At 71.3% G+C, this 22852-nt stretch carries 24 protein-coding genes; 21 read left to right on the plus strand and 3 right to left on the minus strand.

The annotated features are described in order from the left end of the window. The first annotated feature begins 36 nt into the window (after positions 1-36). From pgsA to ACFFCA_RS14900, 10 genes are all read left to right on the plus strand, one after another. Positions 37-723, plus strand: a complete 687-nt coding sequence (gene pgsA, locus ACFFCA_RS14855; protein WP_375486181.1) for a phosphatidylinositol phosphate synthase — start codon at positions 37-39, stop codon at positions 721-723. Further along, complete coding sequence (locus ACFFCA_RS14860) at positions 723-1652, plus strand: phosphatidylinositol mannoside acyltransferase (protein ID WP_375486115.1); 930 nt, start codon at positions 723-725, stop codon at positions 1650-1652. Before pgsA ends, ACFFCA_RS14860 begins: the two co-directional genes overlap by 1 nt. A 16-nt stretch (positions 1653-1668) precedes the next feature. Further along, entirely contained in the window at positions 1669-2790 is a 1122-nt protein-coding gene (locus ACFFCA_RS14865) for a glycosyltransferase family 4 protein (RefSeq protein WP_375486117.1), read from the plus strand. 24 nt (positions 2791-2814) lie between these two features. Continuing rightward, a complete protein-coding gene (locus ACFFCA_RS14870; RefSeq protein WP_375486119.1) occupies positions 2815-3417 on the plus strand; it encodes a hypothetical protein in 603 nt (200 codons plus the stop codon). Beyond that, positions 3414-4478 carry a DUF3048 C-terminal domain-containing protein gene (locus ACFFCA_RS14875; protein ID WP_375486121.1) on the plus strand — a complete coding sequence of 355 codons (1065 nt, stop codon included), beginning with the start codon at positions 3414-3416 and terminating at the stop codon, positions 4476-4478. Before ACFFCA_RS14870 ends, ACFFCA_RS14875 begins: the two co-directional genes overlap by 4 nt. 47 nt (positions 4479-4525) lie before the next feature. After that, positions 4526-5434, plus strand: coding sequence for a pyridoxal 5'-phosphate synthase lyase subunit PdxS (pdxS, locus tag ACFFCA_RS14880; RefSeq protein WP_375486123.1), 909 nt, complete (start codon positions 4526-4528; stop codon positions 5432-5434). Positions 5435-5501: 67 nt separating this feature from the next. After that, on the plus strand, positions 5502-6995 hold the full coding sequence (gene asnB, locus ACFFCA_RS14885; RefSeq protein WP_375486125.1) for an asparagine synthase B: 1494 nt from the start codon (positions 5502-5504) through the stop codon (positions 6993-6995). Between the two features lie 239 nt (positions 6996-7234). Next, entirely contained in the window at positions 7235-7612 is a 378-nt protein-coding gene (locus ACFFCA_RS14890; RefSeq protein WP_375486127.1) for a hypothetical protein, read from the plus strand. 8 nt (positions 7613-7620) lie between these two features. Continuing rightward, a complete protein-coding gene (pdxT, locus tag ACFFCA_RS14895) occupies positions 7621-8217 on the plus strand; it encodes a pyridoxal 5'-phosphate synthase glutaminase subunit PdxT (RefSeq protein WP_375486183.1) in 597 nt (198 codons plus the stop codon). A 34-nt stretch (positions 8218-8251) separates the two neighbouring features. Next, positions 8252-9019: a YebC/PmpR family DNA-binding transcriptional regulator gene (locus ACFFCA_RS14900; RefSeq protein ID WP_375486129.1), complete on the plus strand. Its 768-nt coding sequence runs from the start codon at positions 8252-8254 to the stop codon at positions 9017-9019. Between the two features lie 21 nt (positions 9020-9040). On the opposite strand, the gene ACFFCA_RS14905 is transcribed toward ACFFCA_RS14900, so the two are convergent. After that, positions 9041-9874 carry a site-2 protease family protein gene (locus ACFFCA_RS14905; RefSeq protein ID WP_375486131.1) on the minus strand — a complete coding sequence of 278 codons (834 nt, stop codon included), beginning with the start codon at positions 9872-9874 and terminating at the stop codon, positions 9041-9043. 185 nt (positions 9875-10059) lie between these two features. On the opposite strand from ACFFCA_RS14905, the gene ruvC reads away from it, so the two are divergent. From ruvC to ACFFCA_RS14950, 9 genes are all read left to right on the plus strand, one after another. Next, positions 10060-10575 (plus strand): crossover junction endodeoxyribonuclease RuvC, encoded by a 516-nt coding sequence (ruvC, locus tag ACFFCA_RS14910; protein WP_375486185.1) that lies wholly within the window; start codon positions 10060-10062, stop codon positions 10573-10575. Further along, positions 10572-11126 carry a hypothetical protein gene (locus ACFFCA_RS14915; protein WP_375486133.1) on the plus strand — a complete coding sequence of 185 codons (555 nt, stop codon included), beginning with the start codon at positions 10572-10574 and terminating at the stop codon, positions 11124-11126. Before ruvC ends, ACFFCA_RS14915 begins: the two co-directional genes overlap by 4 nt. Continuing rightward, positions 11123-11740 carry a Holliday junction branch migration protein RuvA gene (gene ruvA / locus ACFFCA_RS14920; protein ID WP_375486135.1) on the plus strand — a complete coding sequence of 206 codons (618 nt, stop codon included), beginning with the start codon at positions 11123-11125 and terminating at the stop codon, positions 11738-11740. The genes ACFFCA_RS14915 and ruvA overlap by 4 nt, the downstream gene beginning before the upstream one ends. 61 nt (positions 11741-11801) lie before the next feature. Beyond that, the gene (ruvB, locus tag ACFFCA_RS14925; RefSeq protein WP_375486137.1) at positions 11802-12839 is read left to right on the plus strand and encodes a Holliday junction branch migration DNA helicase RuvB; all 1038 of its coding nucleotides are present in this window, start codon (positions 11802-11804) and stop codon (positions 12837-12839) included. A gap of 11 nt (positions 12840-12850) precedes the next feature. Next, positions 12851-13180 (plus strand): preprotein translocase subunit YajC, encoded by a 330-nt coding sequence (yajC, locus tag ACFFCA_RS14930; RefSeq protein WP_375486139.1) that lies wholly within the window; start codon positions 12851-12853, stop codon positions 13178-13180. Positions 13181-13240: 60 nt separating this feature from the next. Then, positions 13241-15643, plus strand: a complete 2403-nt coding sequence (gene secD / locus ACFFCA_RS14935; RefSeq protein WP_375486141.1) for a protein translocase subunit SecD — start codon at positions 13241-13243, stop codon at positions 15641-15643. After that, a complete protein-coding gene (secF, locus tag ACFFCA_RS14940) occupies positions 15643-16731 on the plus strand; it encodes a protein translocase subunit SecF (protein ID WP_375486143.1) in 1089 nt (362 codons plus the stop codon). The genes secD and secF overlap by 1 nt, the downstream gene beginning before the upstream one ends. Further along, complete coding sequence (locus ACFFCA_RS14945) at positions 16728-17273, plus strand: adenine phosphoribosyltransferase (RefSeq protein ID WP_375486145.1); 546 nt, start codon at positions 16728-16730, stop codon at positions 17271-17273. Before secF ends, ACFFCA_RS14945 begins: the two co-directional genes overlap by 4 nt. A 120-nt stretch (positions 17274-17393) precedes the next feature. Next, the gene (locus ACFFCA_RS14950) at positions 17394-19796 is read left to right on the plus strand and encodes a RelA/SpoT family protein (protein WP_375486147.1); all 2403 of its coding nucleotides are present in this window, start codon (positions 17394-17396) and stop codon (positions 19794-19796) included. Positions 19797-19799: 3 nt separating this feature from the next. Here ACFFCA_RS14950 and ACFFCA_RS14955 read toward each other — a convergent pair whose 3' ends face one another. Both ACFFCA_RS14955 and ACFFCA_RS14960 read right to left on the minus strand, forming a co-directional pair. Then, entirely contained in the window at positions 19800-19973 is a 174-nt protein-coding gene (locus tag ACFFCA_RS14955) for a hypothetical protein (protein ID WP_375486148.1), read from the minus strand. Between the two features lie 4 nt (positions 19974-19977). Beyond that, positions 19978-20718, minus strand: a complete 741-nt coding sequence (locus ACFFCA_RS14960; RefSeq protein ID WP_375486150.1) for an FKBP-type peptidyl-prolyl cis-trans isomerase — start codon at positions 20716-20718, stop codon at positions 19978-19980. Between the two features lie 119 nt (positions 20719-20837). Here ACFFCA_RS14960 and ACFFCA_RS14965 point away from each other — a divergent pair, with 119 nt between their 5' ends. Together ACFFCA_RS14965 and hisS are read left to right on the plus strand one after the other, a co-directional pair. Beyond that, a complete protein-coding gene (locus ACFFCA_RS14965; protein ID WP_375486152.1) occupies positions 20838-21503 on the plus strand; it encodes an MBL fold metallo-hydrolase in 666 nt (221 codons plus the stop codon). Continuing rightward, on the plus strand, positions 21500-22852 hold the full coding sequence (gene hisS / locus ACFFCA_RS14970) for a histidine--tRNA ligase (RefSeq protein WP_375486154.1): 1353 nt from the start codon (positions 21500-21502) through the stop codon (positions 22850-22852). Before ACFFCA_RS14965 ends, hisS begins: the two co-directional genes overlap by 4 nt.

Here is a 22852-nt window from a genome sequence, read left to right on the forward strand (position 1 = left end):
CACCCGCCCCGGACCCCGATCGGACACCCTGACAGCGTGCTGAACGTCCATGCGCGTGGCTTCTTCACCCGCGCGATCACCCCGCTCGCCACCCGGCTGGTGGCTGCCGGCGTGACCCCCGACGCCATCACCGCCGTCGGAACCGTCGGCGCCGTTGCCGGCGCGCTGATCTTCTTCCCGCAGGGTTGGTTCTTCGTCGGCACGCTGATCATCTGGTTCTTCGTCATGTTCGACCTGGTGGACGGGACCGTCGCGCGCCTGGGGGGCCGGTCCTCGCTGTTCGGCGCGGTACTGGACTCCTCCTGCGACCGGGTGGCCGACGCCGCGGTCTTCGGCACCGTGGCCTGGTACTACGCCCGGCACGGCCAGCAGTGGGTGCTGCTCGCCGCCCTGCTGTGCCTGGTCCTGGGCTCGCTGACGTCCTACATCCGGTCCCGGGCCGAGGCGGCCGGGCTCACCGCCACCGTCGGCATCGCCGAACGCGCCGAACGGCTCATCATCGTGCTGGTCGGCACCGGGCTCAGCGACTTCCCCGGCTACCACGTGCCCTACGTCCTGCCCGTCGCGCTGTGGTTGCTGGTCGCGGCCTCCACCATCACCGTGTACCAGCGCTTCGCGACCGTCTGGAAGCAGTCGCGGGCCAAGGAGGCCGCGGCGTCCGGCACACCAGCGGCAGAGGGCACGCCACCGGCGCAGGGGGCTCCGGAGACGGCGGAGGTCTGATGCTCGACCGCACCCGGGGCCGCGCCGTCGATCTCGGCTACGCCGCGGGCTGGGGCACCCTCAAGGCCCTGCCCGCACCGTTCACCCGCCGGGCCTTCCGCGCCGCCGCGGACGCGGCCGCCGTCCGCAACGGCGCCGGCACCCAGCAGCTGCGCCGCAACCTGCGCCGCGTCGTCGGGCCGGCGGTCTCGGAGCTGCGGATGGACGCCCTGGTGGGCGAGGCGCTGCGTTCGTACTCGCGGTACTGGCTCGAGACGTTCCGGTTGCCGAGCATGGACCTCGACAACGTGGCCGCGAAGGTCGACGCCCACACCGAGGGCCGCGAGCACATCGAGACCGGCTTGGCCGCCGGCCGGGGCGTGATCCTTGCGCTGCCGCACTCGGGCAACTGGGAGGCGTCGGGGGTGTGGTTGGTCGCCCATCACGGCCCGTTCGCCACCGTGGCCGAACGGCTCAAGCCCGAGTCGCTGTTCGACCGCTTCGTCGCCTACCGCGAGAGCCTGGGCATGGAGGTCCTGCCCGCCACCGGGGGCGCGCGTCCGCCGGTGGAGGTACTGGGCGAGAGGCTGCGCGAGAACAAGGTCGTGTGCCTGGTCGCCGACCGCGACCTGTCCCGCCGGGGCATCGAGGTCAACTTCTTCGGCGAGCCCACCCGGATGCCGGCCGGGCCCGCGCTGCTCGCCCAGCAGACCGGTGCCGCGCTGCTCGGCGTGCACGCCTACTTCGTCGGCGACGACAGCTGGGGCCACTCCATCAGCGCCCCGCTCACCGCCCCTGACGGCAACCGTGTCGAGCAGGTGCAGCAGCTGACCCAGCGGCTCGCCGACCGCTTCGCCGCGAAGATCCTCGACCACCCCGCCGACTGGCACATGCTGCAGAAGCTGTGGCTGGCCGACCTCACCCCGCGCCGGGCCCCGGTCGCGACCTGACGCGGCCCTGATCGGCATGCGCATCGGCATCGTCTGCCCCTACTCGTGGGACATCCCCGGCGGGGTCCAGACGCACGTCCGTGACCTCGCCGAGCAGCTGCTCGCCCTCGGCCACACCGTCTCGGTGCTGGCACCGGGCGACGACGACATTGCCGGCCTGCCCCCGTACGTCGTCGTGGCGGGCAAGGCGGTGCCCGTGCCGTACAACGGTTCGGTGGCGCGCCTGCAGTTCGGGCTCGTGTCGGCGAGCCGGGTACGTCGCTGGCTGCGCGACGGCGCGTTCGACGTCGTCCACGTGCACGAGCCGGCACCGCCCAGCCTGTCGCTGTTGACCTGCATGATCCACGAGGGGCCGCTGGTGGCGACGTTCCACGTCGCCACGGTGCGCTCGCGGTTCCTGTCGATGTTCGACACCGTGCTGCAGCCGTTCCTGGAGAAGATCACCGGCAAGATCGCGGTCTCGCCGGCGGCCCGGAAGGTCATCGTCGAGCACCTCGGCGGCGACGCCGTGGTCATCCCGAACGGGGTGGCCGTCCGGCACTACACCGACGCCCGGCCGCTGCCCGGGTACCCGCGCGAGGGCGGGACGATCGGCTTCATCGGCCGCTACGACGAGCCCCGCAAGGGCATGGACACCCTCGTCGGTGCGCTGGAGCTGCTCGCGGCGGACCACCCGGCACTGCGCGTGCTGGTCGCGGGTCGCGGCGACGCCGAGGACTTCCTGGACGGGCTGCCGGCGCACCTGCGCGACCGGTTCGTCCTACTGGGCCAGGTCGGCGAGGACGAGAAGGCACGGATGCTCGCGTCCGTGGACGTGTACTGCGCGCCGAACACGGGCGGCGAGAGCTTCGGCGTCATCCTGCTCGAGGGCATGGCGGCGGGTCGCCCGGTCGTGGCCAGCGACCTGCCCGCGTTCCGGCGGGTGCTCGACCAGGGGCGCGCCGGGAGGCTGTTCCCCACCGGCGACCCGGTGACGCTGGCCGACGCGTTGCGGGACGTTCTCGCCGACCCCTCGCTGCGGGCCGAGCTCGCCGCCGCCGGCATGCGGGCCGTCGCGCCGTTCGACTGGTCGGTCATCGTCGCCGACGTCCTGCGGGTGTACGAGCTGGCGATCGCCGGAGCGGGCGCCCCGGCCTGAACCGCGCTCGCCTACAGTCGCTGCGTGCTTCCGATCGGCTGGTTCGTCGTCGCGGTCGTGCTGGCCATCCTGCTGACGATGTGGGTCACCTTCACCCTGACCCGCCTGGACCGCCTGCACGCCCGGGTCGACGCCGCCGAGGCCGCGCTGGACGCGCAGCTGGTGCGGCGCGCGGTCGCCGTCGGGCACCTGATCGACGCGTCCCGCGCACATCTCGGCGAGGACGACCGGGCGGCCCTCGGTGCCGCGGCCCAGCGGGTGGCAGCAGGCACCGTCACCGACCGGGCCACCTCGAACGAGCGTCAGGTGGTCGAGAACACCGTCGGCCGGGCCGTGACCGCCCTGCTCGCCGAGCCCGTACCCCTGGACCCGGCCGCGGAGAGCGAGCTGCGCGAGGCCGCGGCGCGCGTCCTGATCGCCCGCCGGTTCTACAACGACGCGGTGCGGGACACCCGCTCGTTACGGGCCCGGAGGATGCCGCGGCTGCTGCACCTGGCCGGACACCGCGACCAGCCCGAATTCTTCGACATCGACGACACGCTGCCCCCTACGCCGGTCGCCGCGCCCGCGGATGCGAGGCTCGACGCCGCACGTCCGCTCGACGAACGTCTGAAAGAGGATCGATGACCCGCACGACCCGCACCGCCGTCGCTCTGGCCACCACGGTCGCCCTGGTCGCATTGGCCGGTTGCTCCGGCAGCAGCAGCAAGAGGAGCAGCAGCACGCCCACACCCGCGTCGACGACCCCCAGCGCCACCGCCTCGTCCTCGTCCGCCGCGCCCAAGCCGGCGGCGAAGAACCCCTACACCGGGGTCGGCGGCGTCCCCACGACGCCGGTCATCGCGGTCAAGATCGACGACACCGCACCCGGACGGCCCCAGGTCAACATCGACAAGGCCGACATCGTCTACATCGAGGCCGTCGAGGCCGGGTACACCCGCCTGGCCGCGATCTTCGGCACCAACAAGCCCACGGTGGGCTACGTGCGCAGCACCCGGCCCAGTGACCCCGACCTGCTGCTGCAGTACGGCAAGATCACCGAGGCCTACTCCGGCGGGGCGCGGGTGTCGCTGAACATCCGCAAGAAGAGCGGCCTCACCGGCTGGAGCAACGACGCCGGTGCGGCCTACTACGTGCGCAACAACCGCTCCGAGTCCACCTACATCAACCTGACCCTGAACCTGGCCAAGGTCGCGAAGAAGGTCAGGACCAACAAGCCGAAGAGCATCGGCTGGACGTTCGACCCCAGCCTGTCCGGCCTGTCGACCTCGACCGGCACCAACGTGCGCACCACCGTCACGGGCACCTACCCGGTCGGCACCGGCACCCCCGTCCAGTTCAAGTGGAACGCCGGCCTAAGGAAGTACGTCCGCTACATCGACGGGACGGCCCAGCACGCCGCGGACGGGAAGCTCGTCACTGCCACCAACGTCGTCGTGCAGTCCTGCGAGGTGCACACCTACTCGGCGGACCGCGACGTCAACGGTTACCCGGCGCAGTTCACCACCACGATCGGCTCGGGCAAGGTCTCGGTGTTCCGGCAGGGCAAGCGCGTCGACGGCACCTGGTCACGGCGCAACACGTCCTCGGGCACCGTCCTCAGGACGACCGCCGGCAAGGCGCTACCGCTCAACCCGGGGAACACCTGGGTCGTGCTCGTCCGGAAGGGCATCGGCGTCAGCGGCTGAACCCGGCCGTCGCCGCGCGCAGCGGTGGCGAACGTAGAATCGGCACCATGTCCGAGTCTGCAGCTGATTCCCGCCCCGCCGTCGGCACCGCCCGCGTCAAGCGCGGCATGGCCGAGATGCTCAAGGGTGGCGTCATCATGGACGTCGTCACCGCCGAGCAGGCCCGCATCGCCGAGGACGCGGGCGCCGTCGCGGTGATGGCCCTGGAGCGCGTGCCCGCCGACATCCGGGCCGAGGGCGGCGTGTCCCGCATGAGCGACCCCGACATGATCGAGTCCATTGTGTCGACGGTGTCGATCCCGGTCATGGCCAAGGCGCGGATCGGGCACTTCGTCGAGGCTCAGGTGCTGCAGTCGCTCGGCGTGGACTACATCGACGAGTCCGAGGTGCTGACGCCGGCCGACTACGCGAACCACATCGACAAGTGGAACTTCACCGTCCCGTTCGTCTGCGGGGCCACCAACCTGGGCGAGGCACTGCGGCGCATCACCGAGGGAGCGGCGATGATCCGCTCCAAGGGCGAGGCCGGCACCGGCGACGTCAGCAACGCCACCACGCACATGCGCAAGCTGCGGGACCAGCTGCGGTGGCTGCAGAACCTGCCCGAGGACGAGCTGTTCGTGGCCGCCAAGGAGCTGCAGGCGCCCTACGAGCTGGTCCGCGAGGTCGCGGCGCTCGGCAAGCTGCCCGTCGTGCTGTTCACCGCGGGCGGGATCGCCACTCCGGCCGACGCCGCCATGATGATGCAGCTCGGGGCCGAGGGCGTGTTCGTCGGCTCGGGCATCTTCAAGTCGGGCAACCCCGCCCAGCGCGCCGAGGCCATCGTCAAGGCCACCACGTTCTACGACGACCCGGACGTCATCGCCAAGGTCTCCCGCGGTCTGGGCGAGGCCATGGTCGGCATCAACGTCGACGAGATCCCGCAGCCCCACCGGTTGGCCGAGCGGGGCTGGTAGCCGTACACCGACCGCCCGATCGAGGCTGGTAACCGGACCGGAACACGATCGGCCTAGCCTCGGCGGTATGTGCGGCATCGTTGCCCAGTACGGGCCCGGCGACCCGGCCGAGCTCGAGCCCATGCTCGACCGGCTCGTCCACCGCGGCCCGGACGACGCCGGCACCGTCGAGGTCGGCGGTCACTGGCTGGGACACCGGCGGTTGTCGATCGTCGACGTCGAGGGCGGTCACCAGCCGTTGCGGCTGCCCGACTCGTCGGCCCTGCTCGTCGGTAACGGGGAGATCTACAACCACGCGACGCTGCGGCGGGTGCTGACCGGGCGCACGCTGCTGACCCGGTCGGACAACGAGGTCGCGCTGCACCTCATCGACCGCGACGGCCCGGACGCGCTCGCGCGCACGAACGGCATGTTCGCCCTCGTCTTCGCCGCGCAGGACGGGCGCTTCGTCGCCGCCCGCGACCCGGTCGGCATCAAGCCGCTGTACTGGGCCCGGCGCGGCGCGACGATCCGGTTCGCCTCCGAGCTGCACGCCTTCGACCCGGACTGGCAGGGCGCGGTCGAGCCCTTCCCGCCGGGCTGCTACTGGACCCCGGAGACCGGCGTCCGTCGCTTCGCCGACTCCATCCCGCGCGTGACCGGCCCCGTGCCGGGCGACCCGCTGCGCGGCGCGCGCGACGTGCTCATCGATGCGGTCGACCGGCAGATGATGGGCGACGTCCCGGTCGGCGTGTTCCTCTCCGGTGGCCTGGACTCCTCCCTGGTCGCCGCGATCGCCGCCCGGCACTGCGCGGAGCAGGGGGAGACCCTGCAGACCTTCGCGGTCGGCACGGTCGACAGCCCGGACGTCGCGGCCGCCCGCCGGGTCGCCGAGCACATCGGCAGCGATCATCACGAGATCGTCTACGACGCCCGGCAGGCGCTCGAGGCGCTGCCCGTGGTGGTGCGCACGATCGAGTCGTTCGACCCCGCGCTCGTGCGCAGCGCCGTGCCGAACTACTTCCTGGCCCGCGAGACCGCCCGGCACGTCAAGGTCGTGCTCACCGGTGAGGGGGCCGACGAGCTGTTCGCCGGTTATGAGTACATGCGCGACATCCACGACGCGCAGACCCTGCACGACGAGCTCGAGCGCACCGTCGACGGCCTGCACAACCTCAACCTGCAGCGCGCCGACCGGGTGACGATGGCCCACTCACTCGAGGCGCGGGTGCCGTTCCTGGACCTCGAGGTCATCGACTGGGCGATGCGCCTGCCCATCGAGCTCAAGGTGCCGGCCGAGGGGGAGATGGAGAAGGCGTTGCTGCGCGAGGCCTTCACGGGCTGGCTGCCCGACGACCTGCTGTGGCGGGTCAAGTCGCAGTTCGGCGACGGGTCCGGTGCGCGGGGTGTGTTGTCCGAGGTGGTGAGTGAGGACGTCACCGACGCCGAGTTCGAGGCCGAGCGCTACGAAGTCACGCCGCCGATCCGCACCAAGGAGGAGCTGGCGTACTACCGCGTGTGGCGCGCCTGGCTCCCCGACGTCGACCCCGCCCGGACGTTGACGAGGTTCGCGACAGCGTAGGACGGTGCGAGCGCGACAGCGTAGGGCGGTACGGGCGCGACAGCGTAGGGCTGTACTAGCGCGACAGCGTAGGGCGGTTCGGGCACCCGGCCTCGTCCTCGCGACGGACCGATGGGCTCGCCCGAAGGTGTGTCACAGCGTGTTACGTCGGTGCGTAACACGTTGTGACACACCTTCCGGCACCCGCTGGCCGTCATCAGCAGAAAGGTTCTGTCGGAAGCCCTCGCTACGGTCCGCGCATGATCGATACCACTGGCCTGTCGCCGGCGTCCGTCATGGCCATCGAAGCCGTGGAGCGCCAGCTCGCCGCGTTCGAGGCCGCCGATCGAGCCGCCGACGAGGCGGCCGAGAAGATCCAGCTGCGTCCCGCGCCGACCAGGCCGTCGAAGCGTCAAGCAACCGGCAGCTCCGTCGTGTTCACGGTTCGACTGGACCCAACGGAACTCACCGCGCTGAACGAGCGCGCCGCAGCGCGAGGCCTGCGGCCCAGTGTGCTGGCGCGCAACCTCATCCGGATCGGTCTTGCGCCGCCGCGTGACAACGACGAGCTGGCCCGGGCGGTCGACCGGCTGCGGGAGGCACTCGTCGCGGTCAACGACGCTCTGGGCGGACAGTAGCCTGGATCATCGTGCTGACGATCGGTGTGCTGGGCCTGCAGGGTGACGTCCGTGAGCACCTGCGGGCTCTCGAGGCCGCCGGCGCCGACGCCCTGGTCGTCCGCCGCCCCGCCGAGCTCGAGCACCTGGACGGGCTGGTGCTGCCGGGCGGCGAATCGACCACCATCGTCAAGCTGGCGCGCACCTTCGAGCTGCTCGAGCCGCTGCGGGAGCGCATCGCCGGCGGGTTGCCCGTGTACGGGTCGTGCGCCGGCATGATCCTGCTCGCCGACCGGGTCGATTCCGGCGGCGACGCGATCGAGGCCACCTTCGGCGGCATCGACATCACCGTCCGGCGCAACGCCTTCGGCCGTCAGGTCGACAGCTTCGAGGAGGATGTCGCCATCGACGGCGTCGACGGGGCCGCGGTGCGGGCGGTGTTCATCCGGGCACCGTGGGTCCAGCAGGTCGGCCCGCGGGCCACCGCGCTGGGCACCACCCGCAGCGGCCATGTCGTCGCGGTGCGCCAGGGCGCACTGCTGGCCACCTCGTTCCACCCCGAGATGACCGGCGACCTGCGGGTCCACGCCCTGTTCGTGGAGATGGCCCGCGCCGCCCGCGGCTGAGTAGGCCTATGCCGCCCGCGGCTAGGATGCCGGTGTGAGCGGTCATTCCAAATGGGCGACGACCAAGCACCAGAAGGCGGCCAAGGACGCCAAGCGGGGCAAGTTGTTCGCCAAACTGATCAAGAACATCGAGGTCGCGGCGCGCATGGGCGGCGGCGACATCGACGGCAACCCCACGCTCTACGACGCGGTGCAGAAGGCGCGCAAGAACTCGGTCCCGATCGACAACATCGACCGTGCGGTCAAGCGCGGTTCGGGCGCCGAGGCCGGCGGTGCCGACTGGCAGACGATCATGTACGAGGGTTACGGCGCCAGCGGCGTCGCTCTGCTCGTCGAGTGCCTCACCGACAACCGCAACCGCGCCGCCATGGAGGTCCGCACCGCCATGACCCGTGCGGGCGGCTCGCTGGCCGACCCGGGCTCGGTCTCCTACCTGTTCAATCGCAAGGGCCTCGTCATCGTCCCGCAGCCCACGGCAGGGGAGAAGCTCGCCGAGGACGACGTGCTGCTCGCCGTCCTGGACGCCGGTGCGGAAGAGGTCAACGACCTCGGCGAGGCCTTCGAGGTCATCTGCGAGCCCACCGACCTGGTGGCGGTCCGCACCGCGCTGCAGGACGCCGGCATCGAGTACGAGTCGGCGGACCAGTCGTTCCTGCCCACCCTGCAGGTGCCGCTCGACGAGGACGGCGCCCGCAAGGTGCTCCGGCTCGTCGACGCCCTCGAGGACCTCGACGACGTGCAGAACGTGTACGCGAACTTCGACGTCAGCGACGAGGTGCTCGAGGCCGTCGGGGCCGACTGAGCGGACGCGCTCATATTGGGCTCAGAGCGGGTTCTTCGACCAGAACCTGAAGAACTCCCGCCCCGCCGCCCACAGGAGCTGCGAGGTTCCGGTGAGTCCGGCCAGCCAGTCGACGAAGCGGAAGAAGTAGTGGTTGAGCTGGCCGACGTACAACAGGACGACGATCACGCCGAGCATGCCCCACGGCTTGATCTTGTCGCCGAGCCGCTGCGTCTCGGGTGCGAGATAGGGCTCGATGATCGCCCAGCCGTCGAGCCCGGGCACGGGCAGCAGGTTCAGCGCGGCAGCGGTGATCTGCAGGAAGCCGAGGAAGGCCACGCCCGACCAGAACCGTGCGTGCCCGACGTCTCCACCCGGGGTGAAGACGAACGTCGCGACCTGGCCGTCGTGCGACTTCGCCACGAGGAGCAGGACGATTCCGAGGACCAGGTTGACCGCCGGGCCGGCGAAGGACGCGGCACTCTGCATGGCCCGGCTGCGGAAGGCGTGGCGGTGCAGGTAGACGGCACCGCCGGGCAGGCCGATGCCGCCCTGCACGATGAAGAACAGCGGCAGCAGGATCGACAGCACCGGGTGGGTGTACTTGAACGGGTTGAGGGTCAGGTAGCCCGCCTGCTCCACGCTGCGGTCGCCGGCGCGGTACGCGGTGTAGGCGTGCGCGAACTCGTGGAAACACACCGACACGATCCAGCCGCCGAGCACCAGCAGGAGCACGCCGAAGTCGCCGAGCCGTGACCCACGGTCGGTCTCGAACCAGGCCAGCACGCCGCCCAGCACGGCGACGCCGACGAAGGCCAGGAACAGTGGGCTGGGCCGGATGACGCCGCGCCGCTGGCCCAGGTTGTAGACCGACATGGGCGCGACGGTACGGACCTGACCTGTGTATGGCGGTGCCGAGACCTGTGCCCGGCGGCGCCGAGACCTGTGCTCGGCGGACTCGAGACCGGTGTCCGGCGGTGTCCGGCGTGTCCGGGGGGACGCGCGTCCGTCGCGTCCTAGGCTGCTCGAACGACCGTTCGATGACCGGACCGAGGTGGGCAGTGCGCGTACTGGGTGTCGACCCGGGTATGACCCGCTGCGGCATCGGCGTGGTTGACGGTGCGCCAGGCCGCCCGCTGTCCCTCGTCTTCGTCGACGTCGTCCGTACCCCGCCGAACGCCGAGATCGGTGACCGGCTGGTGGCCCAGGCCGACGCCATCGCCCACGCGATCGCGACCCATCGCCCGGACGTCGTCGCCGTCGAGCGGGTCTTCAGCCAGCACAACGTCCGCACCGTCATGGGCACCGCCCAGGTGGCCGGTCTCGCGATCGTCGCCGCCACCCGCGCCGGACTGCCCGTCGTGCTGCACACCCCCAGCGAGGTCAAGGCCGCGGTCACCGGGTCGGGCACGGCGGACAAGGCGCAGGTGGGGGCGATGGTCACCCGGTTGCTGCGTCTGACGCAGCTGCCGAAGCCCGCGGACGCCTCGGACGCGCTGGCGCTGGCCATCTGTCACGTCTGGCGCGGCACCGCCCAGGCACGCCGCACGGCCGCGGTTGCGAGGATGAGGGCATGAGCGAGCCGGCCGAGCCCCTGGTCCCCACCGTCGACCCCGAGACGCTGCGCGAGAGCTACCCGGACCCGGCGGCGGCCCGAGCCCGCGCCGACGAGCTGCGTGCCGAGATCCGCACCGCCCCCGACGAGATCGGTGAGCTGGTGGCCCGCGGCGACCTCGTGGACCTGCTGATCGGCCTGGAAGAACCGGACGAGGCCCTGCACGAGGCGAACGCCGCCGCCGACCGTGCCGAGATCGCTGGCAACGCGGCCATGCAGCACACCGCTCGGCTGCGGCTGGCGCGCGCGCACCAACGTCGCGGGGACGCCGACTCGACGGTCATGGTCACCGAGCTCCTTCCGGCCGCCCAGCAGTTCGGCCCCGTCATCGAGGCCTACACCCACCACTACGCCGGCCTCGACGACTTCGAGCAGGGGCACTGGGCCGACGCCCGCGACCATTTCGCTCGCGCCCTCGCCATCCGCGACGAGCTGGAGCTGCCCGACCCCGACCGGGCCGCGTCGCGTCTCGGTCTCGAGGCCGCCGCGCGCCGGCTCGGAGCCGACGAGTGATCGCCAGCGTGCGCGGCACCGTGGCCGCGCTCGCCCCCGACGGCGCGGTGGTCGAGGTCGGCGGGGTGGGGCTCGCCGTGTCCTGCTCACCCGGCACGCTGGCCCGGTTGCGGCTGGGGGAGCAGGCCCGCCTCGCGACCAGCCTGGTCGTGCGCGAGGACTCGCTGACCCTCTACGGCTTCGCCGACGACGACGAGCGGGCGCTGTTCGAGCTGCTGCAGACCGCCAACGGCGTCGGCCCGAAGCTGGCCCAGACCATGCTGGCCGTGCACCCGCCGCGCGAGCTGCGCCGGGCCGTCGCCACCTCCGACCTGGCCAGCCTCACCGCGGTGCCGGGGATCGGTCGCAAGGGCGCCGAGCGGATCGTGCTGGAACTGCGCGACCGCATCGGCGCCATCGACGGCTCCGACTCCGGGGTCCAGACCGGGGCCGGCGTGGTCGCGGTGGCGCCGTGGCGCGACCAGCTGGCGCACGCGCTCGCCGGTCTCGGCTTTTCGGGAAAGGAGGCCGGCGACGCCATCGAGGTGGTCGCCGCCGACGTCACCGACGACGCCCCGGCCGACGTGCCCGCCCTGCTGCGCCGGTCCATCCAGCTCCTGGGGCGCAACCGATGAGCGACGCTCGCGGAGCGAATCATGGGCACAGCGTCCTCCGGCGGCCGAACGGAGTGAGGGCGTGAACAACTTCGACGACGATGTCGTGGACGCCGAACAGCTGCCGGACGAGCGTGACGTCGAGAACTCCCTGCGGCCCAAGCAGCTGACCGAGTTCGTCGGGCAGCCGAAGGTCCGCGAGCAGCTGCAGCTCGTACTGGAGAGCGCGTTGCGCCGCAGCCGCCCGCCCGACCACCTGCTGCTGTCCGGGCCGCCCGGCCTCGGCAAGACCAGCCTGGCCATGATCGTCGCGGCCGAGCTGAACGCCCCGATCCGCGTCACCAGTGGGCCCGCCATCGAGCGGGCCGGGGACCTCGCCGCCCTGCTCACCAGCCTGGGCGAGGGCGAGGTGCTGTTCATCGACGAGATCCACCGCATCGCCCGTCCGGCCGAGGAATTGCTCTACATGGCCATGGAGGACTTCCGGGTCGACGTGGTGGTGGGCAAGGGCCCCGGCGCCACTGCCATCCCGCTGGAGCTCGCCCCGTTCACCCTGGTCGGCGCCACCACCCGCGCCGGGCTGCTGACCGGCCCGCTGCGCGACCGGTTCGGCTTCACCGCGCACATGGACTTCTACGACGCCGGCGAGCTCGAGCAGGTCCTGCGGCGCTCGGCCGCCCTGCTCGGGGTGGACCTGCGCCCGGACGGCGGCCGCGAGATCGCCGGCCGCTCGCGCGGCACGCCCCGTATCGCCAACCGTCTGCTGCGTCGGGTCCGCGACTACGCCGAGGTCCGCGCCGACGGTGTGGTCACCGAGGCGATCGCACAGGCCGCCCTGGCCGTCTACGACGTCGACGAGCTCGGCCTGGACCGCCTGGACCGCGCCGTGCTCGACGCCCTGGTGCGGCGTTTCGGCGGCGGACCGGTCGGCGTCGGCACCCTGGCGGTGGCCGTCGGCGAGGAGATCGAGACGGTCGAGGAGGTGGCCGAACCGTTCCTCGTCCGGGCCGGGCTGCTGGCCCGGACCCCCCGTGGCCGGGTGGCCACCCCCGCCGCCTGGGAGCACCTGCACCTGGCACCGCCCTCAGCGAACGGCGGCCCCACGCTGTTCGACGCGTAGGCTCGCCCGACATGAACTATCTCCCGTTCGTCATCTTTGCGGTGATCATCGTCGGCATGCTGGCGCTCGCGGCACGCAACCGCCGCCGCACCGCACTCGCCGAGGTCGAGCGGTCCGAGCGCATCGGGGTCGGTTCGGACGTCATGACCACCTCCGGCCTGCACGGAACGGTCGTGGCCAAGAGCGACGACGGCACCGTCACGCTGTCCATCGCCCCCGGCGTCGAGGTGCGCTGGGAGCTCGCGGCGCTGCGCGACACGGCGTCGCTGCCCGATCGTTACGTCCGCGACGACGACACCACGCACTCGGTCGATCTCGACAAGAGCGACCCCACCACCTGACCCGCCCGCCGCACCGTCCACGGCGAACGCCGGGAGCGGTCGGTCATACTGTGCGACGGCTTGCGCCGGACCACTGTCATCGAGAACGCCGAGGAGATCGACCCCGTGGCACCACCACCCGGAACGCTGCGCGTCGGGCGCTACTTCGCTGCCCTGATCGTGTTGCTGGGTCTGCTCTACCTGGTCGTCGGCTTCCCCGGGGCCCGGCACACCCCGAAGCTCGGCATCGACCTGGTCGGCGGCAAGCGCGTCATCTTCCAGGCGCGGACCGGGAACGGGACCACGCCCACGTCGTCGTCGATGAACCAGGCACGGCAGATCATCGAGGACCGCATCAACGGCACCGGTGTCACCGGCTCGACGGTGCAGGTGCAGGGCGGCGACCAGCTGGTCGTGCTCATCCCCGGCGGCACCGACACCGACGTGGCCGCGCTCGGCCAGCCGGCCGTGCTGAACTTCCGCGGCGTCGTCGCCCCGGCCCAGATCGTCACGTGCACGCCGCCCGGGGCCAAGACCGGCTCGTCCGGCGCGGCGTCATCAGGTGCATCGGGCACCCCGAGCGCCAAGACCAGCTCGAGCTCGGCGTCCGGGAACTCCGCGCGCGAGCGGCCCCTGGCCGCAGCACCCACCACCCCGTCACCGGGGGGTAGCTCGGGCACGGCATCGGCCACGACGCCGGCCACGACCGGTGCCACCGGTGCGTCCGGCACCGCCAAGCCGACCGGCACGGGCGCATCCACCCCGGCGGCGTCCGCGTCGTCCACCGCAGCGGCGACCCGGTGCACCGGTGATCCGTTCGCCGCGGCGATCAAGGCCGACCCGGGGCTCAAGAACCTCATCCCGAACGCCGAGAAGTGCCCCTCGCCGACCCAGGACGGCGCCTGCCGCGCGTATTCGTCGCTCAGCACCGCACGTCAGCAGGCCGTCACGGCCGCCCTGCGCAACTACGACTGCAACTCCGCGGTCGAGGAACCCGACCTGGCCAACCGCTACTACATCGCCTGCGACAACTCCGGCGGGACGTCGGTGGCCTACTTGCTCGGTCACGTGGTGGTCAAGGGAAAGCAGGTCGACTCGGCCAGCGCCCAGGCGCCCAGCACCGGCAGCGGGGGCAGCAACGCGGACTGGACGGTGGCCCTGACCCTGAAGAGCTCCGGCGGCGACCAGTGGAGCAAGTGGACCAGCGCCTACCACACCAGCTCGACGAGCGTTTCCGCCGTGCAGACGTCGGACACCGCCCCCTGCGGGGTGACGGCGGCGTCGGCGATCCCGTGCTCGGACTTCGTGGCCTTCACCCTCAACGGCGAGATCGTCTCGGCGCCCGTGACCAACGCCGTGCTGAGCACCCAGACCCAGATCTCCGGCGGTTTCAACCAGTCGTCGGCGAACAAGCTGGCCAAGCAACTGAACTACGGTTCGTTGCCGCTGAGCTTCAAGACCGACGCCAACGAGGAGGTCTCGGCGACCCTGGGCTCCCAGCAGCTCAAGGCGGCGTTCCTGGCCGGTGGCATCGGGCTGGCTCTGGTGGTGCTGTACTCGCTGCTGTACTACCGCGGCCTCGGCCTGGTCACCATCGCCTCGCTGGTCGTCTCGGCCGGCCTGACGTACGCCATGCTCGTCATCCTCGGCAAGCAGATCGGGTTCACCCTCGACCTCGCCGGCATCGCCGGCTTCATCGTGGCGCTCGGCATCACCGCCGACTCCTTCGTGGTGTTCTTCGAACGATTGAAGGACGAGGTCCATGAAGGGCGCTCGATCCGGGTCGCGGTTCCGCGCGCCTGGGTGCGGGCGCGGCGCACCATCCTCTCGGCCGACACCGTGTCCTTTCTGGCCGCGGCGATCCTGTACTACTTCGCCTCGGCCGACGTGAAGGGCTTCGCGTTCACCCTCGGCATGTCGACGATCCTCGACCTCGTCGTCGTCTTCCTGTTCACGCACCCGATCGTGTCGTTGCTGTCGCGCAGCGCCACCTTCGGTTCGCCGCGCTTCACCGGGCTGAACTCGGTGCGCATCAGCGGCGTCATCGACGACGAACTGCCGGCGCGCCGCACCCGCAAGCCCACCCGGGCCGGGTCGACCCGCACGACGTCGTCGTCGTCCTCGGGCAGCACCGAGAGCGCGACCGAGCGCGCCCGTCGACGGCGCGGGGCCACGGCGGTCCTGGACAAGCCGGATGCCGACGACACCGACGTGGTGAACGATACCGACGACGAGCCCGTCGAGGTCGACGACGCCGTCGACAGTGACGCCGCAGACACCACTGACGCCGTCTACAGCAATGACGCCGCCGACACCACTGACGCCGCCGACACCACTGACGCCGTCGACACTCCTGAGACCGACGATGTCGTCGAGGAGCCGCGAGTCAGACGCCGTACGACCCCGCAGGCCGGCACGGCCGCCGAACGGGCCGCGGCACGCCGCGCCCGGCAGCGGGAGCAGCGCGAGAAGGGCGGTTCCTGATGTCCAGGTTGACCACGCTGTACCGCGGCGAGACCAAGATCGACTTCATCGGTAGCCGCAAGCGGTGGTACGCCGCGTCGGCCGTGCTGATCCTGATCTGCGTCATCAGCTTGATCGTGCGCGGCTTCAACTACGGCATCGAGTTCAAGGGCGGGACGACCTTCAACCTCACCGGGGTCAAGAACATCTCGATCAGCCAGGTCACGGATGCCTTCGACAAGGCCGGTGCCGAGCCCGAGGGTGCGCCGCAGAGCGTCGGGTCGAGCAACACCATCGTGGTCAACACCCACACCCTGCAGCCCGGCCCGCAGCGAGACGTGCAAAACGCCGTCATCAAGGACCTCGGGATCAGCAACAAGAACATCAGCGCGACCTCGATCGGCAGCGACTGGGGACACGACACGACGATCAAGGCCCTCCAGGGCCTGATCATCTTCCTGGTCGTGGTGTCGATCTACATCGCGCTGCGCTTCCAGTGGCGCATGGCGGTGGGCGGCATGGTCGCCCTGCTCCACGACCTCATCATCGCCGCCGGCGTCTACTCGGTGGTCGGTTTCGAGGTGACGCCCTCGACGATCGTGGGCCTGCTGACCATCCTCGGTTTCTCGCTGTACGACACCGTCGTCGTCTACGACAAGGTCGGTGAGAACGCGAAGGACATCCTGGCCGGTTCTCGAACGACGTACTCCGAGGCCGCGAACAAGGCCGTCAACCAGACTCTGATGCGGTCGATCAACACCTCGGTCATCGCGTTGCTGCCGGTCGCCGGCCTGCTGTTCGTCGGCGCCGGCATCCTCGGCGTGGGCACCATCGAGGACCTCGCGCTGATCCTGTTCGTGGGCCTGCTGTCCGGCGCGTACTCGTCGCTGTTCCTCGCCACCCCGGTCGTCGTCGACCTCACCGAGCGCGAGCCGCAGTACAAGGCGCTGACGAAGCGGGTCATGGCCAAGCGCTCCAGCGAGGCACGCAAGGCCGAGGAGGCGGGCCTCGCCGGCGTGGGTGCCGGTACCGCCACGTCGGCCCGCACCGGTGGGCCGGCGCCCGCGCCGAGGGTCGGCGCCCGACCCGCGCGCCGCAAGCGCACGTGACGGACACGAGCACCTCCGACACCGGGTTGGCAGCCCGGATCGACGCCCTGCTGCGCGACGTCCCGGACTTCCCGCAGCCCGGCGTGCTGTTCAAGGACATCTCGCCGCTGCTCGCCGACGCGGCCGCGTTCGCCGACGTGGTCGAGGCGCTGGCCGCCACCGCCGGCGGCGACGTCGATGTCGTGGCCGGGGTCGAGGCCCGGGGGTTCCTGATGGCCGGCGCGATCGCCACCGAGCTCGGCGTCGGGCTGGTCCCCGTGCGCAAGGCGGGCAAGCTGCCGCCGCCGACCCTGGCCCGCTCCTACGACCTCGAGTACGGCAGCGCCGAGATCGAGGTCCCGCTCGGGCTGCTCGACGGCAAGCGGGTGCTGCTCGTCGACGACGTCCTCGCCACCGGCGGCACCCTGCGGGCCGCCGCCGAGCTGCTCGCGGACGCCGGCGCCACCGTCACCGCGATGGCCGTGATCGTCGAGCTCGGCTTCCTGCACGGCCGTGACCTGCTCGGCGACGCGCTGCCCGTGGTGTCCCTGCTGACGCTCTGACCAAGGATTGCCCGCCGTCCGTAGACTGAGATCCATCACGTCTTCGAGGGAGGGGGCCCGGCCCTGACGAGCGAGACCGGCACCCGGAACGACGAGCAGCCCGCCGACGCGACGACCACCGTGCCGCGGGCCCTCGAGGACTCCCGACCTGCCCCCGAAAGGGCCGGCGCCACGAGCGCGGATCCCGCGAGCACCGATCCCGCGAACGCGGCCCCCGCGAACGCCGGTCAACCGCCGAGCGGCACGAGTGACGGCAGCGCCACCCACCGTCGGCGCGTCCGAGACCGCCTCGCCCGCCGCCTCGTCACCAACACCCAGCGGCAGAGCCCGGTCAAGCCGGTGCTCGAGCCGCTGCTCGCCATCCATCGTGCCGCGCACCCCAAGGCCGACGCCCGCGCGCTCCAGCACGGCTACGACGTCGCCGAGCGATGTCACCGCGGCCAGCTGCGCAAGAGCGGTGATCCGTACATCACCCACCCGCTCGCGGTGGCGACCATCCTCGCCGAGCTGGGCATGGACTCCACCACGATCGTGGCCGCGCTGCTGCACGACACGGTCGAGGACACCGGTCTCACCCTCGACGACGTCACCCGCGACTTCGGTGAGCAGGTCGCGCACCTCGTCGACGGCGTCACCAAGCTCGACAAGGTCAAGTACGGTGCGGCGGCCGAGACCGAGACCATCCGCAAGATGATCGTGGCCATGGCCCGCGACCCGCGGGTGTTGGTCATCAAGCTCGCCGACCGGCTGCACAACATGCGCACGCTGCGCTTCCTGCCACCGGAGAAGCAGGAACGCAAGGCGCGCGAGACGCTCGAGGTGCTGGCCCCGCTGGCCCACCGCCTCGGCATGAACACCGTCAAGTGGGAGCTCGAGGACCTCGCGTTCGCCACCTTGTACCCCAAGCGGTACGACGAGATCGTCCGGCTGGTGGCCGAGCGGGCCCCGAGCCGCGACACCTACCTCGGCCAGGTCATCGAGCGGGTCAAGACCGATCTCGCGAAGGGCGCGATCAAGGCCGACGTCACCGGCCGACCGAAGCACTACTACTCGATCTACCAGAAGATGATCGTGCGCGGCCGCGAGTTCACCGACATCTACGACCTCGTCGGCATCCGCGTGCTCGTCGAGTCCGAGCGCGACTGCTACGCCACCCTCGGCGTCATCCACGCGAACTGGCAACCCGTCCCGGGCCGGTTCAAGGACTACATCGCGATGCCGAAGTTCAACATGTACCAGTCGCTGCACACGACGGTCATCGGCCCGGGCGGCAAGCCGGTCGAGCTGCAGATCCGCACGCACGCCCAGCACCGCACCGCCGAGTACGGCATCGCCGCCCATTGGAAGTACAAGGAACACAAGGACGTCGACGTGTCGACGCCAGCGGGCATGGCCGACGACATGGGCTGGCTGCGGCAGCTGCTCGACTGGCAGCGCGAGGCGCAGGAGCCCGAGGAGTTCCTGGACTCGCTGCGTTACGACCTGGGCGCCACCGAGGTCTACGTCTTCACGCCGCGCGGCGACGTGTTCCCGCTGCCGCAGGGCTCGACCCCCGTCGACTTCGCCTACGCCGTGCACACCGAGGTCGGCCACCGCTGCATCGGAGCGCGCGTCAACGGCAAGCTGGTGGCGCTGGAGAGCACCCTGGACCACGGCGACACCGTCGAGGTGTTCACCTCCAAGTCCGAGAATGCCGGCCCCTCCCGCGACTGGTTGGAGTTCGTCAAGTCACCGCGGGCCCGCACCAAGATCAAGCAGTGGTTCGCCCGGGAACGGCGCGAGGACGCGATCGACGCCGGCAAGGCCCACCTGACCAAGGCCATGCGCAAGGCCGCTCTGCCCATCCAGCGGCTGCTCGGCGGCGACCAGCTGCTGACCCTGGCGCAGGACATGCACTACCAGGACGTCTCGGCCCTCTACGCCGCGATCGGCGAGGGCCACGTGTCGGCGCAGTCGGTGGTGCAGAAGATCGTCACCCAGCTCGGCGGGTCCGAGGGGTCGGTCGAGGACATCTCCGAGGTCATGGTCCCCACCGACGACGTGCCGCAGGCCGGGCGCCGCGGGGGCGGGGACGTCGGCGTGGTCGTCCGCGGGGTCAGCGACGTCTGGGTCAAGCTCGCACGCTGCTGCACCCCGGTGCCGGGCGACGAGATCATCGGTTTCGTCACCCGCGGCGGGGGAGTGTCGGTCCACCGGGCCAGCTGCACCAACGCCTCGTCGCTCACCGGTCAGCCCGAGCGCCTCGTCGAGGTCGACTGGGCGCCGACGGGCGGCTCGAGCTTCGTGGTGTCCATCCAGGTCGAGGCCCTCGACCGGCACGGGCTGCTGTCCGACATCACCCGGGTGCTCACCGAGGAACGGGTCAGCATCCTGTCGGCCAACGTCTCCACGAACCGCGACCGGGTCGCGGTCAGCAAGTTCACCTTCGAGATGGCCGAGGCCAAGCACCTCGGCCACCTGCTGAAGTCGATCCGGTCCGTCGAGGGCTGCTACGACGTGTACCGGGTGCACGCCTCGCACTGACCACTAGCTGGTCGTGGCGGTGATGACCACGGCGACCAACGCGGCGAGCAGCGCGATGCCGACGACCGTGACGACGAGGTTGATCCGCCTGCGACGCGCGGCCTGCTGCTCCCAACGGCCGGCCCGGCGCCGCGCACGGCGCGCCTCGGCGGCGCGGCGCTGCCGGGCGGTGGCCACCGCGTCAGGAGACCGAGACCAGGTCGACCACGAAGACGAGCGTCGAGTTCGCGGGTATGCCCTGCTGAGCCTGCGAACCGTAGCCGAGCTGCGCCGGCAGGATGAGGATCCGACGGCCCCCCACCTTCATCGGCGGGACCTTGCCGGTGCCGGCGATTCCCTGCGTGAAGCCGGGCACGACCTGGGCCAGCGAGAACGAGGCGGGCTTGCCGCCGCGGGCCCAGGAGGAGTCGAACTGCTTGCCGTTCTTGTAGAGCACGCCGGAGTACTGCACCGACACGGTCGAGGTCGCGGACGCGGCCTTGCCCTTGCCGACCACGAGGTCGGAGCACGTGAGCGCCTTCGGCGTCGTGGTCGACGTCGAGGTGACCTTGGGGTCCTTCTTCAGGTTGACGGCGTTGCCGACCCCGACGCCGTCGAAGGTCGCCGAAGCCTTGCCGCTGGGCTTCGCGCACGCGGCCGGCGCGGCCAGGGGCGGGGCCGACGAGGCGGCTGTGGACGGCGACGCGGACGGGGTCGCGGTGGCGCTGACCGCGTCGCTCGAGCCGGCCTGCTTCTTGCCGTTGTCGCTGCCCCCGCCGAGGGTGACGACCAGCACGATCACCAGGGCGATGACGGCGACCGTGCCGACCACGGATGCGATCAGGGTGGCCCGCTTGCGCCGTGCCTCCCGGGCCTGACGCTCCCGCAGCTGCTGCTCGAGCTGGCGGCGGGTGGCCTCACGGCGCTTGCTTCTCGCGTCCATCCGGCAGGGTCCTCCAGAGTGCTGTTCGGCGGCCCCGCGTCAGCCACGGGGTGGATCTCGGGCAGTCTAGGCGACCGCCCTGGGCGGCCCGGGTGCGCGTGCTCGGTAGGCTCGCGGCCGTGCTCATTGCCGGTTTCCCGTCGCAGGCGACGGACACCAACTGCTACGTCGTCGCCCCCGGTGACGGCGAGCAGTGCGTCGTCGTCGACCCCGGCATCGGCGTCACCGGCCAGCTCGACGAGATCATTGCCGAGCACCGCTTGCAACCGGTCGCGGTGCTGCTGACCCACGGGCACTTCGACCACACCTTCTCGGTGCTGCCCGTCTGCCAGGCCCGTGACGTCCCCGCCTGGATCCACCCCCGGGACCGCAGCCAGCTGGCCGACCCGTGGTCGGGGGTGGGTATCCCGCCCGGAACGCCGCTGTTCGGCTCGCTGACCTTCGCCGAGCCCGACGACGTCCGCGAGCTCCCCGCGCACGGCACCGTGCCGGTCGCCGGGCTGGAGTTCGCCGTCACGCACGCGCCGGGGCACAGCGCCGGGTCCGTCGTCTTCCGCATCGAGGGCGCCGACGAGGCGGTCCTGTTCTCCGGGGACGTGCTGTTCGCCGGCTCCATCGGGCGCACCGACCTGCCCGGCGGCTCCATGGCCGACATGCAGGCGTCATTGCGTAACGTCATCCTGCCGATGGACGACGCCACCGTGGTGCGGCCCGGGCACGGGCCGCAGACCACCATCGCCCGCGAACGGGCCGTCAACCCGTTCCTGCTGGACCTGGTCGGATGAGCATCTCCGGCTTCCCCGAACTGCTGCCGGCCCAGCGCTTCGCCGAGCTGGCCGTGCTCGACCGGCTGCGGACGGCGTTCGAGCTGCACGGTTTCGCGCCGATCGAGACCCCGGCCGTCGAGTCGCTCGAGCAACTGCTCCGCAAGGGCGAGATCGACAAAGAGGTCTATGTCCTGCGCCGCCTGCAGGCCGGCGACGAGACCTCCGACGCGGGGCTCGGCCTGCACTTCGACCTCACCGTGCCGTTCGCCCGCTACGTCCTCGAGCACGCGGGGCACCTGGAGTTCCCGTTCCGTCGCTACCAGATCCAGAAGGTGTGGCGGGGCGAGCGCCCGCAGACCGGCCGCTACCGCGAGTTCACCCAGGCCGACATCGACGTCGTCGCCCGCGACGTGCTGCCGTTCCACCACGACGTCGAGGTCGCGCGGGTGATGGCTGAGGCGCTCGCCGCGCTCGACTTCCTGCCCCCGCTACGCCTCCAGGTCAACAACCGCCGCCTCATCGAGGGCTTCTACCGCGGCCTCGGCGCGACCGACGTCCCGGCCGTCATGCGGGTGATCGACAAGCTGGACAAGATGCCCGCGGGGGCGGTCGCGCAGCAGCTGGTCGACGAAGCCGGGCTCATCGAGACCCAGGCCGCGCAGTGCCTCGCCCTGGCCGACATCCGCAGCACCGACACCTCGTTCGTCGACCGGGTGCGTGCGCTCGGCGTCACCCACGAGCTGCTCGACGTCGGCCTCGCCGAGCTGGCGGCCGTCATCGAGGGCTGCGCCGCGATCAGCGGTGCGCAGGTCAGCGTCGAGGCCGACCTGCGCATCGCCCGGGGGCTGGACTACTACACCGGCACGGTCTTCGAGACCCGGATGGCCGGCTACGACTCGCTGGGCTCGATCTGCTCCGGCGGCCGCTACGACGCGCTGGCCAGCGACGGCAAGGTCACCTACCCCGGGGTCGGTATCTCGTTGGGCGTCACCCGGTTGCTGGTGCCGCTGTTCGCCGACGGGGTCGTCGGGGCATCGCGCTCGGTGCCGTCGGCGGTGCTCGTCGCCCTCCCCGCCGACCACGACCGGGCGGCCTGCGACGCGATCGCACAGGATCTGCGCGCGCGTGGCATCCCGGTCGAGGTCGCAGCCACGCCGCAGAAGTTCGGCAAGCAGATCCGCTACGCCGAGCGCCGGGGCATCCCCTTCGTCTGGTTCCCCGGCAGCGACGGGTCCGCCCACCAGGTCAAGGACATCCGCAGCGGCGACCAGCTCGACGCCGATCCGGCGAGCTGGACCCCGCCCGCCGACGACCTGCGACCGCAGGTCGTCCGACGCAGTACACCGAACACCCCACAGGGAAGTTGA

The sequence above is a fragment of the uncultured Jatrophihabitans sp. genome (genome assembly GCF_964252635.1).
Classification (GTDB): domain Bacteria; phylum Actinomycetota; class Actinomycetes; order Mycobacteriales; family Jatrophihabitantaceae; genus Jatrophihabitans.

What these genes read in the sequence shown, in the direction of transcription:
- ACFFCA_RS14960 (WP_375486150.1), bottom strand. Translation starts at nt 20,718, where the DNA reads ATGGACGCGAGAAGCAAGCGCCGTGAGGCCACCCGCCGCCAGCTCGAG.
- asnB (WP_375486125.1), top strand. Translation starts at nt 5,502, where the DNA reads ATGTGCGGCATCGTTGCCCAGTACGGGCCCGGCGACCCGGCCGAGCTC.
- ACFFCA_RS14865 (WP_375486117.1), top strand. Translation starts at nt 1,669, where the DNA reads ATGCGCATCGGCATCGTCTGCCCCTACTCGTGGGACATCCCCGGCGGG.
- ACFFCA_RS14890 (WP_375486127.1), top strand. Translation starts at nt 7,235, where the DNA reads ATGATCGATACCACTGGCCTGTCGCCGGCGTCCGTCATGGCCATCGAA.
- secF (WP_375486143.1), top strand. Translation starts at nt 15,643, where the DNA reads ATGTCCAGGTTGACCACGCTGTACCGCGGCGAGACCAAGATCGACTTC.
- ACFFCA_RS14905 (WP_375486131.1), bottom strand. Translation starts at nt 9,874, where the DNA reads ATGTCGGTCTACAACCTGGGCCAGCGGCGCGGCGTCATCCGGCCCAGC.
- yajC (WP_375486139.1), top strand. Translation starts at nt 12,851, where the DNA reads ATGAACTATCTCCCGTTCGTCATCTTTGCGGTGATCATCGTCGGCATG.
- hisS (WP_375486154.1), top strand. Translation starts at nt 21,500, where the DNA reads ATGAGCATCTCCGGCTTCCCCGAACTGCTGCCGGCCCAGCGCTTCGCC.
- ACFFCA_RS14915 (WP_375486133.1), top strand. Translation starts at nt 10,572, where the DNA reads ATGAGCGAGCCGGCCGAGCCCCTGGTCCCCACCGTCGACCCCGAGACG.
- pdxS (WP_375486123.1), top strand. Translation starts at nt 4,526, where the DNA reads ATGTCCGAGTCTGCAGCTGATTCCCGCCCCGCCGTCGGCACCGCCCGC.
- ACFFCA_RS14875 (WP_375486121.1), top strand. Translation starts at nt 3,414, where the DNA reads ATGACCCGCACGACCCGCACCGCCGTCGCTCTGGCCACCACGGTCGCC.
- ACFFCA_RS14860 (WP_375486115.1), top strand. Translation starts at nt 723, where the DNA reads ATGCTCGACCGCACCCGGGGCCGCGCCGTCGATCTCGGCTACGCCGCG.